The following is a 17,329-nucleotide window of genomic DNA, read 5'->3' on the forward strand; positions in this document are numbered from 1 at the left end:
AGCCACGCGGCGTACCGACGTGTGCGGCTACCGAGCGCGTGAGGTCGCCATGCGGCGTACCGCGTACCGTCCGGCTGCCACCACCGGAGGGGCCCCACCGCCTGGCGGGGCCCCTCCGACGTTCCACGGCTCAGCGGCCCGGCACCGTCTCCGGCGCCGCCGTGTGCGCCGCCCCGCCGTGGTGGCCCATCGCCCCGCCGTGGCCCGCCGTCCCCGCGCGGTCGGCCGTCCCGCCGGCGCCCGTTGAGACGGCATCATCGGCCGCCTCGTCGGCCGTGGGCCCCACCCCGCGCAGCGTCATCAGGGCCAGGACGGCGGTGGCGACCAAGACCACCGCCCCGGCCGCACACGCGAGCCGCATCCCGTGGGTGAACGCCTCGCGGGCCGCGTCCAGTAGCTCTGTCCCGGCTTGCCCCTTCAGCCGGCCGGCCACCGCGATGGCGGCACCCAGGGTCTCGCGCACCTGGTCCAGCGCGTCGGTGGGCAGTGAGCCGGTGCCGGCCGCCGAGTCGTGGACCTCGCTCCGGTAGACGGCGGTGCCGACGCTGCCGAGTACCGCCATGCCCATCGCCCCGCCGAACTCCTGGCCCGTCTCCAGCAGTGCGGCCGCCGAGCCGGCCCGCTTCGGCGGGACGGTGCCGATGGCCATGTCGGTGACCAGCGACATCACCATGACGATGCCGCTGGCCAGGACGGCGGCGCCGATCAGTACGGTCCGCAGCGCGTCCGTACCGGCCAGGGCCAGGATTCCGTAGCCGATGGCTCCGGTCAGGAAACCGGCGCCGATCACATGGGCCCGGTTCGCCCCGCGCTGGACCAGCGCGGCCGCCGCCGGCCCGGCGATGCCGACGCAGACCGACGGCGCCAGGCTCCACAGCGCCGCCTCCAGCGGGCCCTTGCCGAGCACCGACTGGAGGTACTGGGTGGTGAAGTAGGCCGAGCCCATCATGGCGAAGGTGGCCAGCGCGTTGAGCGCGATCGACGGGCCGAAACCGCGGTGGTGGAACAGCTCCGGGCTGATCATCGCATCGCGCCGGGTGAGCTGACGCCGTACGAAGACGGCGCCGATGGCGAGTCCGGCCACGATGGCCAGTACCGGGATCGGGCCGGCGCCGTTGTCGGCGGCCGTCTTCTTCAGGCCGTAGATCACCGGAAGCACGGCGGCCATCGACAGCGGCACGCCCGCCAGATCGAACGCCCCGGGCTTCGGGTCCTTGAACTCCGGCACCAGGAGCGGCACCAGGACCAGCAGCAGCACCATCGCCGGGACATTGATCAGGAAGACCGAGCCCCACCAGAAGTGCTCGATCATCACCCCGCTCAGCACCGAGCCCAGCGCGACGCCGCCCGCCATGGCCGACGACCAGATCGCGATCGCCTTGGCCCGCTGCTTCTCGTCGAGGAAGAGATTGCGGACCAGCGCCATCGTCGAGGGCATCAGCGTCGCGCCGCCGATCCCGAGCACCGCCCGTGCCGCGATGAGCATTTCCGCGCTCGGCGCGTATGCCGCCGCGACGGACGCGGCGCCGAAGGCGGCGGCCCCGAACATCAGCAGCTTCCGCCGTCCGAAGCGGTCGCCCAGCGCGCCCATGGTGATGAGCAGCCCGGCGAGGGCGAAGGCGTAGATGTCGAAGAGCCACAGCTGCTGGGTGGCGCTGGGGTGCAGCTCCCGGCTGATGGCCGGCACCGCGAAGTACAGCACCGACACATCCATGGAGACCAGGAGGAGCGGCAGCATCAGGACCACGAAGGCGGTCCATTCCTTGCGCCCGGCGCGGCGGCCGGTGGCGGGCGAGGGCGGGGTCGAGGTCGTCATGGCGGCGAATATACGGATGTATTAAACGTGCGTCTAGTACGGCCGTGTAAAACAGGCGTCTTGGACGCTCGTATGGGGCCGGGATACCCTGGGGCCATGGGACATCGAGAGGATCTGCTGGCCGGTGCCAAGCGCTGTTTGCAGGAGAAGGGCTGGTCCCGTACGACGGCCCGGGACATCGTGGCCGCCTCGGGCGCCAACCTGGCCTCCATCGGCTACCACTACGGCTCCAAGGACGCCCTGATGCGGGAGGCGCTCTTCGCGACCATGAGCGACTGGGCCGATGACGTCCAGCGGTCCCTCGAGGCGGAGGCCACGACCGGCGAGGGCTCGGACGCCGGGCTGCGGGATCGGTTCGAGACCGGGTGGACCCGGGTGCTCGAGCTGTTCGACAAGCACCAGGCGGTGTGGCGCTCCCAGTTGGAGGCCACCTTGCAGGTCCGGCACGACCCCGAGCTGCGCGAGGCCTTCGGCCGGGTCCAGCCGGCGGGGCGCCAGGGACTCGTGGCACTCCTCCACGGCATCGACGAGGGCGAGGTCGACGAGGAGACCTCACGGGTCATGGGCGCGTTCTACATGACGCTGGTGAGCGGGATGGTCGTCCAGATGGCCATCGACCCCGACCTCACGCCCAGCGCCCAGGACCTGGTCGAGGCGATGCGGCGGATCGTCGGCGACGCCCCCGCGGCCCCCGCGCCCCCCGCCGGCTGACCTCGAGTCTCAGTGCCGCTGACCTCGGGCCTCAGCGCCACGGCGGCCCGAGGCGGGCGGCTTTGAGGGTCATGTGGAGCAGCAGCCGGTCCTCGCCCGCGTCGAGGTCGAGCCCGGTGAGCTGCCGCACCCGGGAGAGGCGGTAGTACAGCGTCTGCCGGTGGATGCCCAGCCGCTGGGCGGTGCGTCCGGCCTGGCCCGCACAGTCGAGGAAGGTCTCGGCGGTGCGGGCGAGTTCGGCGTGGGCGGGCTCCAGCAGGGGGCGTACGGCGGCGTCGGGCCGCAGCGCGGGCAGGGTGGCCAGCAGGCGGTACGGGCCGATGGCGGACCACTCCGCGACCGGGCCCAGACGGGCATCGGCGTGCGCCGCCCGCGCGGCGGCCAGGGCCTCCTGCCAGGCGGCGGACAGCTCCTCCAGTCCGCGCCGGGGAGCGCTGACCCCGGCGGCCGCCTTCGGGGGCGGTCCGTCCGGGGCGCTGCCGGCGGTGGTGGCCCGCGGGGAGCGCAGCAGTTGCTCGGCCGTCGCGCGGGCCGGGTCCAGGGCGGTGGCCGTGCGCAGCCGGATCAGCGCCGCCAGACCCGCCCCGGCCGCCGTGCTCCCGGGCAGCACGCACGCGGCCACGATGCCCGGCAGATGGGGGAGGCCGGGATGGTCCGCGTCCTCACCGGTCCCCGGCGTCCAGGGCACCACCGCCACCAGCGCCAGTGGCCCGTCGGCCGCCCCGCGCAGCGCGGCCCCCAGCCCGGCGCGGGCGGCGTCCCGGCCGGCCGGCGGCCCGGTCAGCACCTCGCGCAGCAGCTCGCCGAGTTCCTCCCCGGCCCGTGCCTCGGCCGCCAGCAGCGCTCCGATGCGGGCCGCGGTCTCCATCGCGCGGGCCAGCCGGGGGTCCGGTGCGCCGCCGGGGCCGCCCAGCTCCAGATCGGCCAGATGGCCGTCGTCCAGCAGCCAGACATAGCCGTGTACCACCCCGCGGTGCCGGACGGGCAGGCAGATGCGGCCCATGAAGACCCCGGCCGCCGGGTCGGGCGGAATCCGCAGCGGCGCCTGCGCCCGTGCGATGCCGAACGCCTCGAACCAGGCCCGCACCGCCGCCGTCGAGCGGCGCTGGAGGATCGAGCGGGTGCGGACCGGGTCCAGGGCCGGCTCCTCCGTGTCGTCACTGTCGTCGCTGTCCTGGGCGCCGAAGGCGATCAGCGCGAAGTCGCGGTTCTCCAGGGTCGCGGGCGCCCGGAGCACCGTCGTGATCTCGTCCACCAGCTGCTGGTAGTCGTCGCGCATGGGTCCCGCCTTTTCCCGGATTCGCCCCTCACATTCTCATACAGATGTCTGAGATCTCGGCCACGGATGCGTGACAGCTGTCGATGGCCCGGGATCCGAGCGATCCTTAAGTTTCACGGTGAGTTGTCGATGCCGTTCGTCGGCCGTCATCGTGGAGGTGCCCCGTGCTGGGTCCCGTACTGCTCGCCGCTTCGCGCAGTGCCGCCATCCGCCGTGCCGTCTCGGCCGCGCCGGTCACCCGCCCGATGGTGGACCGCTTCGTCGCCGGGGAGCGGCTGGCCGAGTCCCTCGCGGTCGTACGGTCGCTGACCTCCCGCGGCCTGGAGGTCACCCTGGACCATCTGGGCGAGGACGTGACCGACCGGGCCGAGGCGCTGCGCAGCCGGGACGCCTATCTGGCGCTGACCGAGGCGCTGGCCGCCGAGGGGCTCGCCGGGCGGGCGGAGATGTCCGTGAAGCTCTCCGCCTTCGGACAGGCGCTGCCCGGGGGGCACGATCTGGCGCTGTCCCATGTCACCCCGGTGGTGGAGGCCGCCGCCGCGGCGGGCACGACGGTCACCCTCGACATGGAGGACCACACCACCGTGGACTCCACCCTCGCCGTCCTCGGCGAGCTGCGCACCCGGTTCCCGCAGACCGGCGCGGTCCTCCAGTCCTATCTGTTCCGGACCGAGGACGACTGCCGGGCGCTGGCGGGGGAGGGTTCCCGGGTGCGGCTGGTGAAGGGCGCGTACGACGAGCCGGCGGGCGTCGCCTACCAGGACAAGCGCGATGTGGACCGCTCGTATGTGCGCTGTCTGAAGATCCTGATGTCCGGTGAGGGCTATCCGATGATCGGCTCGCACGATCCGCGCATGGTCGCCATCGCCCAGGATCTGGCGCACCGGCTCGGGCGCAAGCCCGATGAGTACGAATTCCAGATGCTGTACGGGATCCGCGTGGCCGAGCAGGAGCGGCTGGTGGCGGAAGGTCACCGTATGCGGGTTTATGTTCCGTATGGCACAGACTGGTATGGGTACTTCATGCGCCGTCTTGCCGAGCGCCCCGCCAACCTCACGTTCTTCCTGCGCTCGCTGGTCGGCCGTCGCTGACCCCGGGCCGCCCCCGACCCCCGAGGCGCCCCGAAGACCCCTCGGCATCGCAGACCTCGTAACGACGATCGAAGGAGACAACGGCCACCATGGACGCCGTCACCCAGGTCCCCGTGCCGGTGAACGAGCCGGTGCACACCTACGCCCCCGGCACCCCGGAGCGCGCCCGCCTCGAGACCAAGCTCAAGGAGCTCGGCGAGAACCCCATCGACCTGCCGATGACCATCGGCGGGGAGAAGCGGATGGGCGGCGGGACGCGCTTCGACGTCGTCCAGCCGCACCGCCACTCCGCCCGTCTGGGCACCTACGCCAACGCCACCCGCCAGGACGCGCAGGACGCGATCGACGCCGCCCTGGCCGCGGCCCCGGCGTGGCGCGCGCTGAGTTTCGACGACCGTGCCGCGGTCATCCTGAAGGCCGCCGATCTGCTCTCCGGCCCGTGGCGGGAGACGCTCGCCGCGTCCACCATGCTGGGGCAGTCGAAGACCGCGCAGCAGGCCGAGATCGACACCCCCTGCGAGCTGATCGACTTCTGGCGGTTCAACGTCCACTACGCCCGCCAGATCCTGGCCGAGCAGCCGGTGACCAACTCGCCCGGGGTCTGGAACCGCACCGACCACCGGCCGCTGGAGGGGTTCGTCTACGCGATCACCCCCTTCAACTTCTCCGCCATCGCGGGCAACCTCCCGACCGCCCCGGCCCTGATGGGCAATGTGGTGATCTGGAAGCCGTCCCCGACCCAGACCCACGCGGCCGTGCTGCTGATGGAGCTGCTGGAGGAGGCCGGGCTGCCCAAGGGCGTGATCAACCTGGTCACCGGCGACGGCAAGGACGTCTCCGAGGTGGCGCTGGCCCACCCGGACCTCGCGGGCATCCACTTCACCGGTTCGACCAAGACCTTCCAGTACCTGTGGAAGACGGTCGGCAACAACATCGAGAACTACAAGACCTACCCGCGCCTGGTCGGCGAGACCGGCGGCAAGGACTTCATCGTCGCCCACCCGTCCGCCGACCCGGCGGTGCTGAAGACGGCGATGACCCGCGGCGCGTTCGAGTTCCAGGGCCAGAAGTGTTCCGCGGCCTCCCGCGCCTATGTGCCGCGCTCCCTGTGGGAGAACGGCCTCAAGGAGGAGTTCGCCACCGAGGTCAACGGGCTGACCATGGGCGATGTGACCGACCTCGGCAACTTCATGGGCGCGGTCATCGACGAGCGCGCCTTCGCCAAGAACAAGGCGGCGATCGACCGGGCGAAGTCCGATCCGACGATCGAGGTCGTCGCGGGCGGCACCTACGACGACAGCGAGGGCTGGTTCGTCCGCCCGACCGTGCTGGTCTCCACCGACCCGGAGAACGAGATCTTCAGGGACGAGTACTTCGGCCCGATCCTCGGGGTGTTCGTCTACGAGGACGACGAGTACGACGCGATGCTCACGCAGATGGAGTCGGCCGCCCCGTACGGGCTGACCGGCGCCGTCATCGCCCAGGACCGCGCCGCGGCCGCCGCCACCTGCGAGGCGCTGCGCTTCGCGGCCGGCAACTTCTACATCAACGACAAGCCGACCGGCGCCGTCGTCGGCCAGCAGCCCTTCGGCGGCGGCCGCGCGTCCGGCACCAACGACAAGGCGGGCGCCAAGCAGAACCTGATGCGCTGGACCTCCACCCGCTCCATCAAGGAGACCCTGGTCCCGCCGACCGACTACCGCTACCCGCACATGGGCTGACCCCGCGCCCCGCGCCCCCGGTGCTCCGCCCCCGGACCGCTTCGGCGCGGTCCGGGGGCGGAGCGCTGTGCGGAAGGGGGGCGCGTAGGGGCGAATCTGTGGACGTCCGGCGCGCGGCGGTGCTAGCGTCAAGCGGTCAAGTAGGCACTATTTACCGCAGTTTACGTGGGTAACCAGGAATCGGGTCGCCCGCGGCGATCTGTGATCGGCCGCCGTGGTCGAGGTCGGACGGGGGTCGGCCTCGGCCGCCGGTGGAACGCCGACTGCTTGATCACCCTGAGTCAGTGGCCGGTATCGCGCTGTTCGCGTCTCAGATAGTAGGACGTCCCACTAATTGTGCAGACACTGACGTCCCGCTGCCTTACTTTTGTGGAAGCCGAACGTCTCGCTGCATCCAGCGATGGCGGCCGCGGCCGGTGCACCGGCGCAGGCGACCCCTGCCGCACCCAGGCCCCCGCCCCTTCCGGCAGCCACCTTCTCGGGGAACTTTCCTTCCTCCCGGTCCGCCGGGGTTCAGCAGAGGAGACGTGATCATGGCCGAGACGACTGTCCGCAGGCGCCGCCGCAAGACCGACGACACCGACCGCAAGAAGGCCGCCGCCGCGCTCCAGCGCGCCCTCGACCGCCGGGACAACGGCGGCGCCACCGGTCACTGACGGGCGCCACCGGTCACTGACGAGGGGGCCGGGTGACCTCGAAGCGGTCCACCCGCTCGCCCGACTCCGCCAGGGCCGTCACGGTCAGCCTCGGACGGGAACCCGCCTCCACCTCCACGGCGAGGAAGGAGAAGCCGGTGTAGCGGACCCGGGACCAGTCCGCGGTGTCCTGGCTCTTCTCCCCGTCCTTCGTCCAGTGGTAGGTCTTCACCTCGTCGAGGTCCTCGATGTGCCCCTCGTAGCTGTCGGGCACCGGGAACTCGTACAGGCGCGCTCCCGCTCCGCCCGCCGTCACATAGACGATCCCGTCGTGCACCGCGTCGGCGCTTCCCTCCACGGGGACCCGGCGCGCCACCTTGCCGCCCCGGATGGCGTCGGTCCGCTCGTAGACGTGGTTGTGGCCGTTGATGACCAGGTCCACCTGGTGCTTGTCGAACAGCGGCACCCAGGCGTCGCGCACCCCGCCGTCCGAGGCGTGGGCGCTGGTGGTGGAGTAGGCGCAGTGGTGGAAGAAGACCACCAGGAAGTCGATGTCGGGCCGCTCGCGCAGCTGTTCCAGGCGCCGGTCCAGCCAGCGGGTCTGCGCCCCGTCCGTGTACCCCGTGTTGGCGGTGATCTCGTACGACACGTCATTGGCGTCCAGGGCGACCACGCCCACGTTGCCGTAGACGAACGCGTAGACACCGGGTGCCTTGCGCGGGTCCGGGCCGTTGTCCGGCAGGGACCAGCGGGCCAGCTGGCCGCCGTAGCCGTCGGGGGAGTACCACGCCTCCATGTCGTGGTTGCCGGTGGTCACCATCCACGGCACGCTCGCCGCGACCGAGTCCGTCTGGGCGAGGAAGGAGTCCCACACCCGCGCGTCATAGAGGTCGGACTTCTTCCCGTGGCCGGTGGTGTCGGCGTAGCACAGGTCCCCGGCGTGCAGATGGAACGACGGGTTCTGGCCGAGGATCAGCTGGTCGTTGGCGAGCGCGTCATAGCTCACCCCCTGGTCGCCGAAGGCGGTGAAGACGAACCTGCCGGGTCGGTCCGGCGCGGTGCGGAAGGTGCCCACGGACGCGAAGTGGCGCGGCTCGGCCGGGTCGCGGTCCGCGTGACCGACGCCGTAGTAGTAGGTGACCCCGGGGCGCAGGCCGTCCACCGCGGCGTGCAGATAGAACTGCTCCACGGCGGGCAGCCGGTCGCCCAATGACGGGGTGTGCAGATGGCGGACCTCGGCCTCGACCTTACGGGTGAGCTCCAGCGGGCTCGTGCCGATCCGCACATACGGCTTGCGTACGGCGAACGGCACCTGCCAGGAGATCCGCATCTGCGTGCGCGGATCTTCGCCGAAGGCCAGATGACGGCCGAACGGGGCGACCAGCGCCCCGTCCACCGTGGCCGACCCCGGCCGCGGACTCACCGCCGGAGCCGGCCCCTGACCGGCGGCGCGCGCCGCTCCGCCCAGCAGCCCGGCGCCCGCCGCCGTCCCGGCCGTGGCGGCGGCGCCGCGCAGCACCCGGCGGCGGGTGAGCCGGGCCCGCAGATACTCATGCTGCTCCGCCATGGTCATCCGCTGGGCGAGCCGCTCGGGTACGCCGAACCGTGGTGTGTCCATGAACCGGAATGTCCCCCGCCCGGTCGACGCCGCTCCGTACACGGGGTGAACGGGGGCTTTCCAATGCGGAGTCCGGTGCGGAGTCCGACGCGGAGTCCGGCACACCGGTGTGTCCGAATGGCGGACGCTCTATGTCAATCCATGGGACGAGCGGTAGGGTCCGGGTATGTCTCGCAGCATTCGCCTCGCAGTGATCCCCGGTGACGGTATCGGCCAGGAAGTCGTGGCCCAGGGTCTGAAGGTCCTGTCCGCCGCCCTTCCGCAGGACGTGAAGCTGGAGACCCAGAGTTACGACCTCGGCGCCCGGCGCTGGCACGCCACCGGCGAGACCCTGCCGGACGCGGACCTGGAGTCGCTGAAGCACCACGACGCGATCCTGCTCGGCGCCATCGGCGACCCGTCGGTGCCCTCGGGCGTGCTCGAGCGCGGGCTGCTGCTCAAGCTGCGCTTCGCCTTCGACCACTACGTCAACCTGCGTCCGTCGAAGCTCTTCCCGAACACCCCGTCCCCGCTGGCCGGCCGCCCCGACATCGACTTCGTGGTCGTCCGCGAGGGCACCGAGGGCCCGTACGTGGGCAACGGCGGCTCGCTGCGCACCGGCACCCCGGCCGAGATCGCCAACGAGGTCAGCGTCAACACCGCCTACGGTGTCGAGCGCGTGGTCCGGGACGCCTACGAGCGTGCCAACGCCCGTCCGCGCAAGAAGCTGACCCTCGTGCACAAGAACAACGTCCTGGTGCACGCCGGCCACCTGTGGAAGAACGTCTTCGACCGGGTCGGCCAGGAGTACCCCGAGGTCACCACCGACTATCTGCACGTCGACGCCGCGACGATCTTCTTCGTCACCCAGCCGGAGCGGTTCGACGTGATCGTCACCGACAATCTCTTCGGTGACATCCTCACCGACCTCGCCGCCGCGGTCACCGGCGGTATCGGGCTCGCCGCGAGCGGCAACATCAACCCCTCCGGCGCCTTCCCGTCGATGTTCGAGCCGGTCCACGGCTCCGCGCCGGACATCGCGGGCACCGGCAAGGCCGACCCGACGGCGACCGTCCTGTCGGTGGCCCTGCTTCTGTCGCACCTCGGCTACCGGGACGAGGCGGCCCGTATCGAGACCGCCGTCGCCGAGGACCTCGCCGAGCGGGACGCGGCCGCGCCGCGCACCACCGACGAGATCGGCGACGCGCTCGCCGCCCGAGTATCCGGCTGACCCCAGCCTGTGCCAGCGCGCGGCTGGGTGCGACCATCGACCTGGGCCGCGCGTATCGCACGCATCCTTCCCCGGCCCCACCTAGGAGATAATCCCCGGTGGGGCCGTTGCGCGAAGGGAAGCTTGGACGTCCTAGTACCGATCATGGTCAGGATGGGATGAGCGCGGTCCGCCACAACCGAAGGTGAAGGACTACCTGCCATGACGACGCCCACGATCGAGCTCAAGCCCTCCTCCCACCCGCTGCCCGCCGCCGAGCGGGAGAAGATCCTGGCCAACCCCGGATTCGGCCGCCACTTCACCGACCACATGGTGACCATCAAGTGGACGGAGGGCCGCGGCTGGCACGAGGCCCAGCTCGTGCCGTACGCCCCGCTGTCGCTCGATCCGGCGAACATGACGCTGCACTACGCCCAGACCATCTTCGAGGGACTCAAGGCGTACCGCCAGCCCGACGGCACCGTGGCGACGTTCCGCCCCGAGCAGAACGCCGAGCGGTTCCAGGCGTCCGCGCGCCGTCTGGCCATGCCCGAGCTGCCCGTGAAGACCTTCATCGAGGCGTGCGACGCGCTGGTCACCCAGGACAAGGCGTGGGTGCCGGGCCATGGGGAGCAGTCCCTCTACCTGCGGCCCTTCATGTTCGCCACCGAGGTCGGGCTGGGCGTCCGGCCCTCGAACGAATACCTCTTCGTGGTGATCGCCTCCCCGGCCGGCGCCTACTTCACCGGCGGCGTGCAGCCGGTCTCGGTCTGGCTCTCCGAGGAGTACGTCCGGGCCGCGCCCGGCGGCACCGGCGCGGCCAAGGCGGGCGGCAACTACGCGGCCTCCCTCGTCGCCCAGGCGCAGGCCGCCGAGCAGGGCTGTGACCAGGTGGTCTGGCTGGACGCGATCGAGCGCCGCTGGATCGAGGAGATGGGCGGGATGAACCTGTACTTCGTGTACGGGAACCGCATCGTGACTCCCGAGCTGTCCGGTTCGCTGCTGCCGGGGATCACCCGTGCCTCCCTGCTGCGGATCGCCGCCGACCTCGGGTACGAGGTCGCCGAGGGCCGGATCTCGGTGGACGACTGGCGCCAGGGCAACGCCGACGGGACCCTCACCGAGGTCTTCGCCTGCGGTACGGCGGCCGTGATCACCCCGGTCGGCTCGGTCAAGTCCGCGCGGGCGAACTGGACGGTGGCCGACGGTGAGCCGGGCGAGGTGACGCTGCGGCTGCGCAAGGCGCTGCTGGACATCCAGACCGGCGCCGCTCCGGACACCCATGGCTGGATGCACCCCCTCGGCTGATCGCGGGCATCACCTCGTTGACGCCGGGGGTTCGCATCCTGAGACGGGCGCGAGCGCGGGGGCGGAATATGCGACACTGCCTCCGTGCTCTCGTTCGCCATGATTATTGGCAGCAGGCGCGCCGGTCCGCAGTGACCGCCCCGTACGACCCGGTACGGCGCGGCCACCGTGCCCCAGACCCGCGCGCAGACCTCTCGCACCCGCGAGGGGTCTTTTCGTTTTCCGGACCATCCCGCCGGACGCGAAGCGTGAGGGATCATAGGAGGGCGCGGAGCCGGTTATTCCGGTTAGACCGAGATTTATCCGACAGGAGTGCCAGACCACCATGAAGGATCTGCCCGACGACAGTTTCCACGTCTTCGACACCACGCTGCGCGACGGAGCGCAGCGCGAGGGCATCAACCTGACGGTCGCCGACAAGCTGGCCATCGCCCGGCACCTGGACGACTTCGGTGTGGGCTTCATCGAGGGCGGCTGGCCCGGTGCCAACCCGCGCGACACGGAGTTCTTCGCACGGGCGCGCGCCGAGATCGACTTCAAGCACGCCCAGCTCGTCGCGTTCGGTGCCACCCGTAAGGCGGGCGTACGCGCCGAGGACGACCCCCAGGTCAAGGCGCTGCTGGAGTCCGGGGCCGAGGTGATCACCCTGGTGGCGAAGTCGCACGACCGCCATGTGGAGCTGGCCCTGCGCACCACGCTCGAGGAGAACCTCGCGATGGTCCGCGAGACCGTCGCCTACCTGCGGTCCCAGGGCCGCCGGGTGTTCCTCGACTGCGAGCACTTCTTCGACGGCTACCGCGCCAACCCCGGCTACGCCAAGCAGGTCGTCTCCGCCGCCCACGAGGCGGGCGCCGACGTGGTGATCCTCTGTGACACCAACGGCGGCATGCTCCCCGCCCAGATCGACGCGGTGGTCCGCACTGTCCTGGCCGACACCGGCGCCCGGCTGGGCATCCACGCCCAGGACGACACCGGCTGCGCCGTCGCCAACAGCCTCGCCGCCGTGGACGCGGGCGCCACCCACGTCCAGTGCACGGCCAACGGCTACGGCGAGCGCGTGGGCAACGCCAATCTCTTCCCGGTCGTCGCGGCCCTCGAGCTCAAGTACGGCCGCCGGGTCCTGCCGGAGGGCGCGCTGGCGGAGATGACCCGGATCTCGCATGCGATCGCCGAGGTCGTCAATCTGACGCCCTCCACGCACCAGCCCTACGTGGGGGTCTCCGCCTTCGCCCACAAGGCCGGGCTGCACGCCTCCGCGATCAAGGTCGACCCGGATCTGTACCAGCACATCGACCCCGAGCGGGTCGGCAACACCATGCGGATGCTCGTCTCCGACATGGCCGGCCGGGCGTCGATCGAGCTCAAGGGCAAGGAGCTGGGTGTCGACCTCGGCGGCGACCGGGCCCTGGTCGGCCGGATCGTCGAGCGGGTCAAGGAGCGGGAGCTCGCGGGCTACACCTACGAGGCCGCCGACGCCTCCTTCGAGCTGCTGCTGCGCCGGGAGGTCGACGGGCGGGCCCGCCGCTACTTCCGTGTCGAGTCCTGGCGGGCGATCGTCGAGGACCGCCCGGACGGCACCCACGCCAACGAGGCCACCGTGAAGCTCTGGGCCAAGGGCGAGCGCATCGTGGCCACCGCGGAGGGCAACGGTCCGGTCAACGCCCTGGACCGGGCGCTGCGGGTCGCGCTGGAGCGGATCTACCCGCAGCTGGCCACGATGGAGCTGGTGGACTACAAGGTCCGCATCCTGGAGGGCAAGCACGGCACCGAGTCCACGACCCGGGTGCTGGTCTCCACCGCGGACGGCCAGGGGGAGTGGTCGACGGTCGGTGTCGGGGAGAACGTGATCGCCGCGTCCTGGCAGGCGCTGGACGACGCCTACGCCTACGGACTGCTGCGGGCCGGGGTGGACCCGCAGGAGTGACCCCGGGCGCGTGCCGCGGGGCCGGCGGCCGCCGGAGTAAGGTGCGGGGCGCGGACCGATGCGGTCCGCCGCCCGGTCCGGCCGCACCACCGCTCCGGCGGCCGCCGCCCATCCGGGTGGTCGAGCCTGTCCGGTGCACGGTCGCCACGAGGGAGTTTGTGGGGTGCCGACAGGGCCGATTGCCCTTGAGGACACCAGGTAGTGAGAAAGGCGCTGTCCAGTTCTGTTCTGCTTGCCCACCAAAACGCCCTTGACGTTGTAGGGAATTGACATGCGTTTCCGGGGGCCCGGGAACGTACCGTCGTTCCATGACCAATCTCGAAGGTGCGCCTGCTGAGGCGAGTGACGTTCGCGGGCGCGTCGCCGAGCTGCACGCGATTCGCGAGCAGGCTCGGCGCGGCCCGAGCGAGCGGGCGACCGAGGCGCAGAAGGCCAAGGGGAAGCTGACGGCTCGCGAGCGGATCGATCTGCTGCTTGACGAGGGGTCCTTCAACGAAGTGGAGCCGCTGCGGCGGCATCGCGCGACCGGGTTCGGCCTGGAGGCGAAGAAGCCTTACACCGACGGCGTCGTCACCGGCTGGGGGACCGTCCACGGACGGACGGTGTTCGTCTACGCACACGATTTCAGGATCTTCGGCGGGGCGCTGGGGGAGGCCCACGCCACCAAGATCCACAAGATCATGGACATGGCCATCTCGGCCGGGGCGCCGCTGGTGTCCCTCAACGACGGCGCCGGTGCCCGTATCCAGGAGGGCGTCTCGGCGCTCGCCGGATACGGCGGCATCTTCCAGCGGAACACCAAGGCGTCCGGGGTCATCCCCCAGATCAGCGTGATGCTCGGCCCGTGCGCGGGCGGGGCGGCGTACTCCCCGGCGCTGACGGACTTCGTCTTCATGGTCCGGGAGACCTCTCAGATGTTCATCACCGGACCCGATGTGGTCCAGGCGGTGACGGGCGAGAAGGTCACCCAGAACGGACTGGGCGGCGCGGATGTGCACGCCGAGACCTCGGGCGTGTGCCACTTCGCCTACGACGACGAGGAGACCTGCCTGGAGGAGGTGCGCTACCTCCTGTCGCTGCTGCCGCAGAACAACCGGGAGAACCCGCCGGCCGTCGAGTCCGACGACCCGGTCTCCCGGCGCGGCGACGCGCTGCTGGACCTCGTCCCGGCCGACGGCAACCGCCCGTACGACATGCGGAAGGTCATCGAGGAGATCGTCGACGACGGCGAGTACCTCGAGGTCCACGAGCGCTGGGCGACCAACATCATCTGCGCCCTCACCCGGCTCGACGGCCAGGTGGTCGGCATCATCGCCAACCAGCCCCAGTCGCTGGCCGGGGTGCTGGACATCGAGGCGTCGGAGAAGTCCGCGCGCTTCATCCAGATGTGCGACGCCTTCAACATCCCGCTCGTCACCTTCCTCGACGTGCCCGGCTTCCTGCCCGGTGTGGACCAGGAGCACGGCGGCATCATCCGGCACGGCGCCAAGATGCTGTACGCGTACTGCAACGCCACCGTGCCGCGGATCTCCGTCATCCTGCGCAAGGCGTACGGCGGTGCGTACATCGTCATGGACTCCCAGTCCATCGGCGCCGACCTGACCTACGCCTGGCCGACCAACGAGATCGCGGTGATGGGCGCCGAGGGCGCGGCCAACGTGATCTTCCGTCGCCAGATCGCCGGCGCCGACGACCCCGAGGCCATGCGCGCCCGCATGGTCAAGGAGTACAAGTCCGAGCTGATGCACCCCTACTACGCGGCCGAGCGGGGGCTGGTCGACGACGTCATCGACCCGGCCGAAACCCGTGAGGTCCTGATCCGGTCCCTGGCGATGCTGCGTGACAAGCACGCCGACCTGCCGTCCCGTAAGCACGGCAACCCGCCGCAGTAGTCCTGGTGTTCGTGACCTCGCGCGCGACCCGCGCGACAAGGGAGAAGAGACAACCATGAGCACACCCACCGATATCGCCGATCCCGGCGCCGCGGCCACCCTGGTCCGGGTCGAGAAGGGCCACGCCGACGCCGAGGAACTCGCCGCGGTCACCGCGGTGCTGCTCGCCCGCGCGGCCGCCGGCACCCACCGCACCACCGGCTCCGCCCGCCCGAGCCGCAGCGCCGCGCGCTGGCGCCGTCTGGAGCGCCGTCCGGCGTTCAGCGCGCCGCACAGCTGGCAGGGCTGACCGGCGCCGCCTCCGGACGGCCGCACACCGCCCGGCGGCGCACCGGACCCCTCCGGAGCGTCCGGCGACAGCACAAATCCCCTGTTCTCCTCGGAGAGCAGGGGATTTCTGGCTTCCTCGGCCGGTCCCGGCTACCGCAGCCGGGCCATCAGCGCATGCTCGACGAGGGTGATGAGCGCGCTCTTGGCCTCGCTGCGGTGGCGGGCGTCGGTGGTGATGATCGGCGCGTCGGGGCCGATCTGGAGGGCCTCGCGGACCTCTTCGGGGCTGTAGGGCTGGTGTCCGTCGAAGCCGTTGAGGGCGATGACGAAGGGCAGTCCGGAGTTCTCGAAGTAGTCGACCGCGGGGAAGCAGTCGGCGAGGCGGCGGGTGTCGACCAGCACGACGGCGCCGATGGCACCGCGGACCAGGTCGTCCCACATGAACCAGAAGCGGTCCTGACCGGGCGTACCGAACAGGTACAGGATCAGGTCCTGGTCCAGCGTGATGCGGCCGAAGTCCATCGCCACCGTGGTGGTGGTCTTGTCCGGCGCGTGGGTGAGATCGTCGATCCCCGCCGAGGCGGAGGTCATCACGGCTTCGGTGCGCAGCGGGTTGATCTCCGAGACCGCGCCGACGAACGTGGTCTTGCCCACGCCGAAGCCGCCCGCCACCACGATTTTCGCGGAGGTGGTGGAGCGGGCTGCACCGCTAGAGCTTGCGAAGTCCACTGAGCACCCTTTCGAGCAGTGTCACGTCAGGCTGACCGCCGGCGGACTCGTCGCCGCCGGGCTGATGAATGGCGACGAGCCCCGCCTCGGCCAGGTCGGCTACGAGGATGCGGGCTACGCCGAGGGGAATGGTGAGCAGTGCGGAGATCTCGGCGACCGACTTGATCTCGCGGCACAGTTGGCAGATCCGCTGGTGCTCGGGCAGTTGGCCCTGGAGCTGGGCGGGATCGGCCGTGGTGTGCACCAGTGCCTCGATGGCGAGCTGGTACCGGGGCCGGGTCCGGCCCCCTGTCATGGCGTACGGGCGCACCAGAGGGTTATGCGCGCCGCCCGCGGGGGAAGGTTCCGGGACGAGGCGCTCAGGTGGCTGTACGGGCTGGATACGCGGCGCGGGCGGCGCGTCGTACCAAGACCCCTCCGACGGCCCGGGAGGCGCGTAGGAGGGCGTGTACGGCTGTTGCTGCGGCTGCTGCGGCTGCCGCCGCGGGGGCCGGGGCTGCTGCGGCGGCTCCGGCTGCTGCTGGGAGCGGGCCTGGCGGCTGGGCGCGGAGGGGAAGTTGTAGCGCTTCGGTGGGGTTTCTCCGCGCGGCTCGGACGGCTGCCCGTGGGCGTACGGATATCCACTAGGGGGCGTTGCCACGTGTCCTCCTCCAACTCGCCTGTCTTGCCGGTCGCGCCACCGCACCCTATGGCGCGGTGGCGCGAAACGCACTCCATGTTTGCTAGTTGAGAAGACTCCCCTGCAATTCCGCGCGCAGATCCGGGGTGAGAACGTTGCCGGCGCGATCGACCAGCAGGGCCATCTCGTAGCCGACGAGGCCGATGTCGCACTCCGGGTGGGCGAGTACGGCGAGGGAGGATCCGTCGGAGATGGACATGATGAAGAGGAAGCCTCGTTCCATTTCGACGACGGTCTGGTTGACCACGCCGCCTTCGAAGATGCGGGAGGCTCCGGAGGTGAGCGAGGTCAGGCCGGAGGCCACCGCCGCCAGTTGATCGGCTCGGTCACGGGGGAAGCCTTCGGACATCGCCAGAAGGAGTCCGTCGGCGGAGACCACCACGGTGTGGGACACCCCGGGGGTGTTGTCCACGAAGTTGGTGATCAACCAGTTCAGGTTCTGCGCCGCCTGGCTCATCGGGCTCACA

General features: G+C 71.0%; 15 protein-coding genes. 9 read left to right on the forward strand and 6 right to left on the reverse strand.

The window, feature by feature from the left end; genetic code table 11:
• Nucleotides 1–130: 130 nt before the first annotated feature.
• A complete protein-coding gene (locus N6H00_RS28065) occupies nucleotides 131–1,816 on the reverse strand; it encodes an MFS transporter (protein ID WP_268974603.1) in 1,686 nt (561 codons plus the stop codon).
• A gap of 96 nt (nucleotides 1,817–1,912) precedes the next feature.
• Between N6H00_RS28065 and N6H00_RS28070 the strand changes: the two genes are divergently transcribed.
• Entirely contained in the window at nucleotides 1,913–2,527 is a 615-nt protein-coding gene (locus N6H00_RS28070; RefSeq protein ID WP_268974604.1) for a TetR/AcrR family transcriptional regulator, read from the forward strand.
• A gap of 31 nt (nucleotides 2,528–2,558) precedes the next feature.
• Here N6H00_RS28070 and N6H00_RS28075 read toward each other — a convergent pair whose 3' ends face one another.
• Nucleotides 2,559–3,806, reverse strand: coding sequence for a PucR family transcriptional regulator (locus N6H00_RS28075; protein ID WP_268974605.1), 1,248 nt, complete (start codon nucleotides 3,804–3,806; stop codon nucleotides 2,559–2,561).
• A 164-nt stretch (nucleotides 3,807–3,970) separates the two neighbouring features.
• Between N6H00_RS28075 and N6H00_RS28080 the strand changes: the two genes are divergently transcribed.
• The 3 genes from N6H00_RS28080 (at nucleotide 3,971) to N6H00_RS28090 (ending at nucleotide 7,274) form a co-directional block, all read left to right on the forward strand.
• A complete protein-coding gene (locus tag N6H00_RS28080) occupies nucleotides 3,971–4,897 on the forward strand; it encodes a proline dehydrogenase family protein (protein ID WP_268974606.1) in 927 nt (308 codons plus the stop codon).
• Nucleotides 4,898–4,986: 89 nt separating this feature from the next.
• The gene (pruA, locus tag N6H00_RS28085) at nucleotides 4,987–6,618 is read left to right on the forward strand and encodes an L-glutamate gamma-semialdehyde dehydrogenase (RefSeq protein ID WP_268974607.1); all 1,632 of its coding nucleotides are present in this window, start codon (nucleotides 4,987–4,989) and stop codon (nucleotides 6,616–6,618) included.
• A 533-nt stretch (nucleotides 6,619–7,151) separates the two neighbouring features.
• Entirely contained in the window at nucleotides 7,152–7,274 is a 123-nt protein-coding gene (locus tag N6H00_RS28090; RefSeq protein WP_268974608.1) for a hypothetical protein, read from the forward strand.
• Nucleotides 7,275–7,287: 13 nt separating this feature from the next.
• Here the strand turns inward: N6H00_RS28090 and N6H00_RS28095 are convergent, their stop codons facing one another.
• On the reverse strand, nucleotides 7,288–8,871 hold the full coding sequence (locus tag N6H00_RS28095) for a purple acid phosphatase family protein (RefSeq protein ID WP_268974609.1): 1,584 nt from the start codon (nucleotides 8,869–8,871) through the stop codon (nucleotides 7,288–7,290).
• Between the two features lie 166 nt (nucleotides 8,872–9,037).
• Between N6H00_RS28095 and N6H00_RS28100 the strand changes: the two genes are divergently transcribed.
• From N6H00_RS28100 to N6H00_RS28120, 5 genes are all read left to right on the forward strand, one after another.
• Nucleotides 9,038–10,081, forward strand: coding sequence for a 3-isopropylmalate dehydrogenase (locus N6H00_RS28100; protein ID WP_268974610.1), 1,044 nt, complete (start codon nucleotides 9,038–9,040; stop codon nucleotides 10,079–10,081).
• Between the two features lie 201 nt (nucleotides 10,082–10,282).
• Nucleotides 10,283–11,368, forward strand: a complete 1,086-nt coding sequence (locus tag N6H00_RS28105; protein ID WP_268974611.1) for a branched-chain amino acid aminotransferase — start codon at nucleotides 10,283–10,285, stop codon at nucleotides 11,366–11,368.
• A gap of 325 nt (nucleotides 11,369–11,693) precedes the next feature.
• Nucleotides 11,694–13,292, forward strand: a complete 1,599-nt coding sequence (gene cimA / locus N6H00_RS28110) for a citramalate synthase (protein ID WP_268974612.1) — start codon at nucleotides 11,694–11,696, stop codon at nucleotides 13,290–13,292.
• Between the two features lie 308 nt (nucleotides 13,293–13,600).
• On the forward strand, nucleotides 13,601–15,184 hold the full coding sequence (locus tag N6H00_RS28115; RefSeq protein ID WP_268974613.1) for an acyl-CoA carboxylase subunit beta: 1,584 nt from the start codon (nucleotides 13,601–13,603) through the stop codon (nucleotides 15,182–15,184).
• A gap of 55 nt (nucleotides 15,185–15,239) precedes the next feature.
• The gene (locus N6H00_RS28120) at nucleotides 15,240–15,473 is read left to right on the forward strand and encodes an acyl-CoA carboxylase subunit epsilon (protein ID WP_268974614.1); all 234 of its coding nucleotides are present in this window, start codon (nucleotides 15,240–15,242) and stop codon (nucleotides 15,471–15,473) included.
• A gap of 131 nt (nucleotides 15,474–15,604) precedes the next feature.
• Here the strand turns inward: N6H00_RS28120 and N6H00_RS28125 are convergent, their stop codons facing one another.
• From N6H00_RS28125 to N6H00_RS28135, 3 genes are all read right to left on the reverse strand, one after another.
• Nucleotides 15,605–16,183, reverse strand: coding sequence for a GTP-binding protein (locus N6H00_RS28125; RefSeq protein ID WP_076970722.1), 579 nt, complete (start codon nucleotides 16,181–16,183; stop codon nucleotides 15,605–15,607).
• Nucleotides 16,164–16,823 carry a DUF742 domain-containing protein gene (locus tag N6H00_RS28130; protein WP_268974615.1) on the reverse strand — a complete coding sequence of 220 codons (660 nt, stop codon included), beginning with the start codon at nucleotides 16,821–16,823 and terminating at the stop codon, nucleotides 16,164–16,166. Before N6H00_RS28130 ends, N6H00_RS28125 begins: the two co-directional genes overlap by 20 nt.
• Nucleotides 16,824–16,905: 82 nt before the next feature.
• Nucleotides 16,906–17,319, reverse strand: coding sequence for a roadblock/LC7 domain-containing protein (locus N6H00_RS28135; RefSeq protein ID WP_020868201.1), 414 nt, complete (start codon nucleotides 17,317–17,319; stop codon nucleotides 16,906–16,908).
• Between the last annotated feature and the right edge of the window lie 10 nt (nucleotides 17,320–17,329).

Origin of the sequence: Streptomyces sp. S465, from assembly GCF_026898115.1 — a bacterium.
Taxonomy (GTDB): domain Bacteria; phylum Actinomycetota; class Actinomycetes; order Streptomycetales; family Streptomycetaceae; genus Streptomyces; species Streptomyces luomodiensis.

What these genes read in the sequence shown, in the direction of transcription:
- N6H00_RS28075 (WP_268974605.1), bottom strand. Translation starts at nt 3,806, where the DNA reads ATGCGCGACGACTACCAGCAGCTGGTGGACGAGATCACGACGGTGCTC.
- N6H00_RS28100 (WP_268974610.1), top strand. Translation starts at nt 9,038, where the DNA reads ATGTCTCGCAGCATTCGCCTCGCAGTGATCCCCGGTGACGGTATCGGC.
- N6H00_RS28105 (WP_268974611.1), top strand. Translation starts at nt 10,283, where the DNA reads ATGACGACGCCCACGATCGAGCTCAAGCCCTCCTCCCACCCGCTGCCC.
- N6H00_RS28115 (WP_268974613.1), top strand. Translation starts at nt 13,601, where the DNA reads ATGACCAATCTCGAAGGTGCGCCTGCTGAGGCGAGTGACGTTCGCGGG.
- N6H00_RS28090 (WP_268974608.1), top strand. Translation starts at nt 7,152, where the DNA reads ATGGCCGAGACGACTGTCCGCAGGCGCCGCCGCAAGACCGACGACACC.
- N6H00_RS28095 (WP_268974609.1), bottom strand. Translation starts at nt 8,871, where the DNA reads ATGGACACACCACGGTTCGGCGTACCCGAGCGGCTCGCCCAGCGGATG.
- N6H00_RS28120 (WP_268974614.1), top strand. Translation starts at nt 15,240, where the DNA reads ATGAGCACACCCACCGATATCGCCGATCCCGGCGCCGCGGCCACCCTG.
- pruA (WP_268974607.1), top strand. Translation starts at nt 4,987, where the DNA reads ATGGACGCCGTCACCCAGGTCCCCGTGCCGGTGAACGAGCCGGTGCAC.
- cimA (WP_268974612.1), top strand. Translation starts at nt 11,694, where the DNA reads ATGAAGGATCTGCCCGACGACAGTTTCCACGTCTTCGACACCACGCTG.
- N6H00_RS28135 (WP_020868201.1), bottom strand. Translation starts at nt 17,319, where the DNA reads ATGAGCCAGGCGGCGCAGAACCTGAACTGGTTGATCACCAACTTCGTG.
- N6H00_RS28070 (WP_268974604.1), top strand. Translation starts at nt 1,913, where the DNA reads ATGGGACATCGAGAGGATCTGCTGGCCGGTGCCAAGCGCTGTTTGCAG.
- N6H00_RS28065 (WP_268974603.1), bottom strand. Translation starts at nt 1,816, where the DNA reads ATGACGACCTCGACCCCGCCCTCGCCCGCCACCGGCCGCCGCGCCGGG.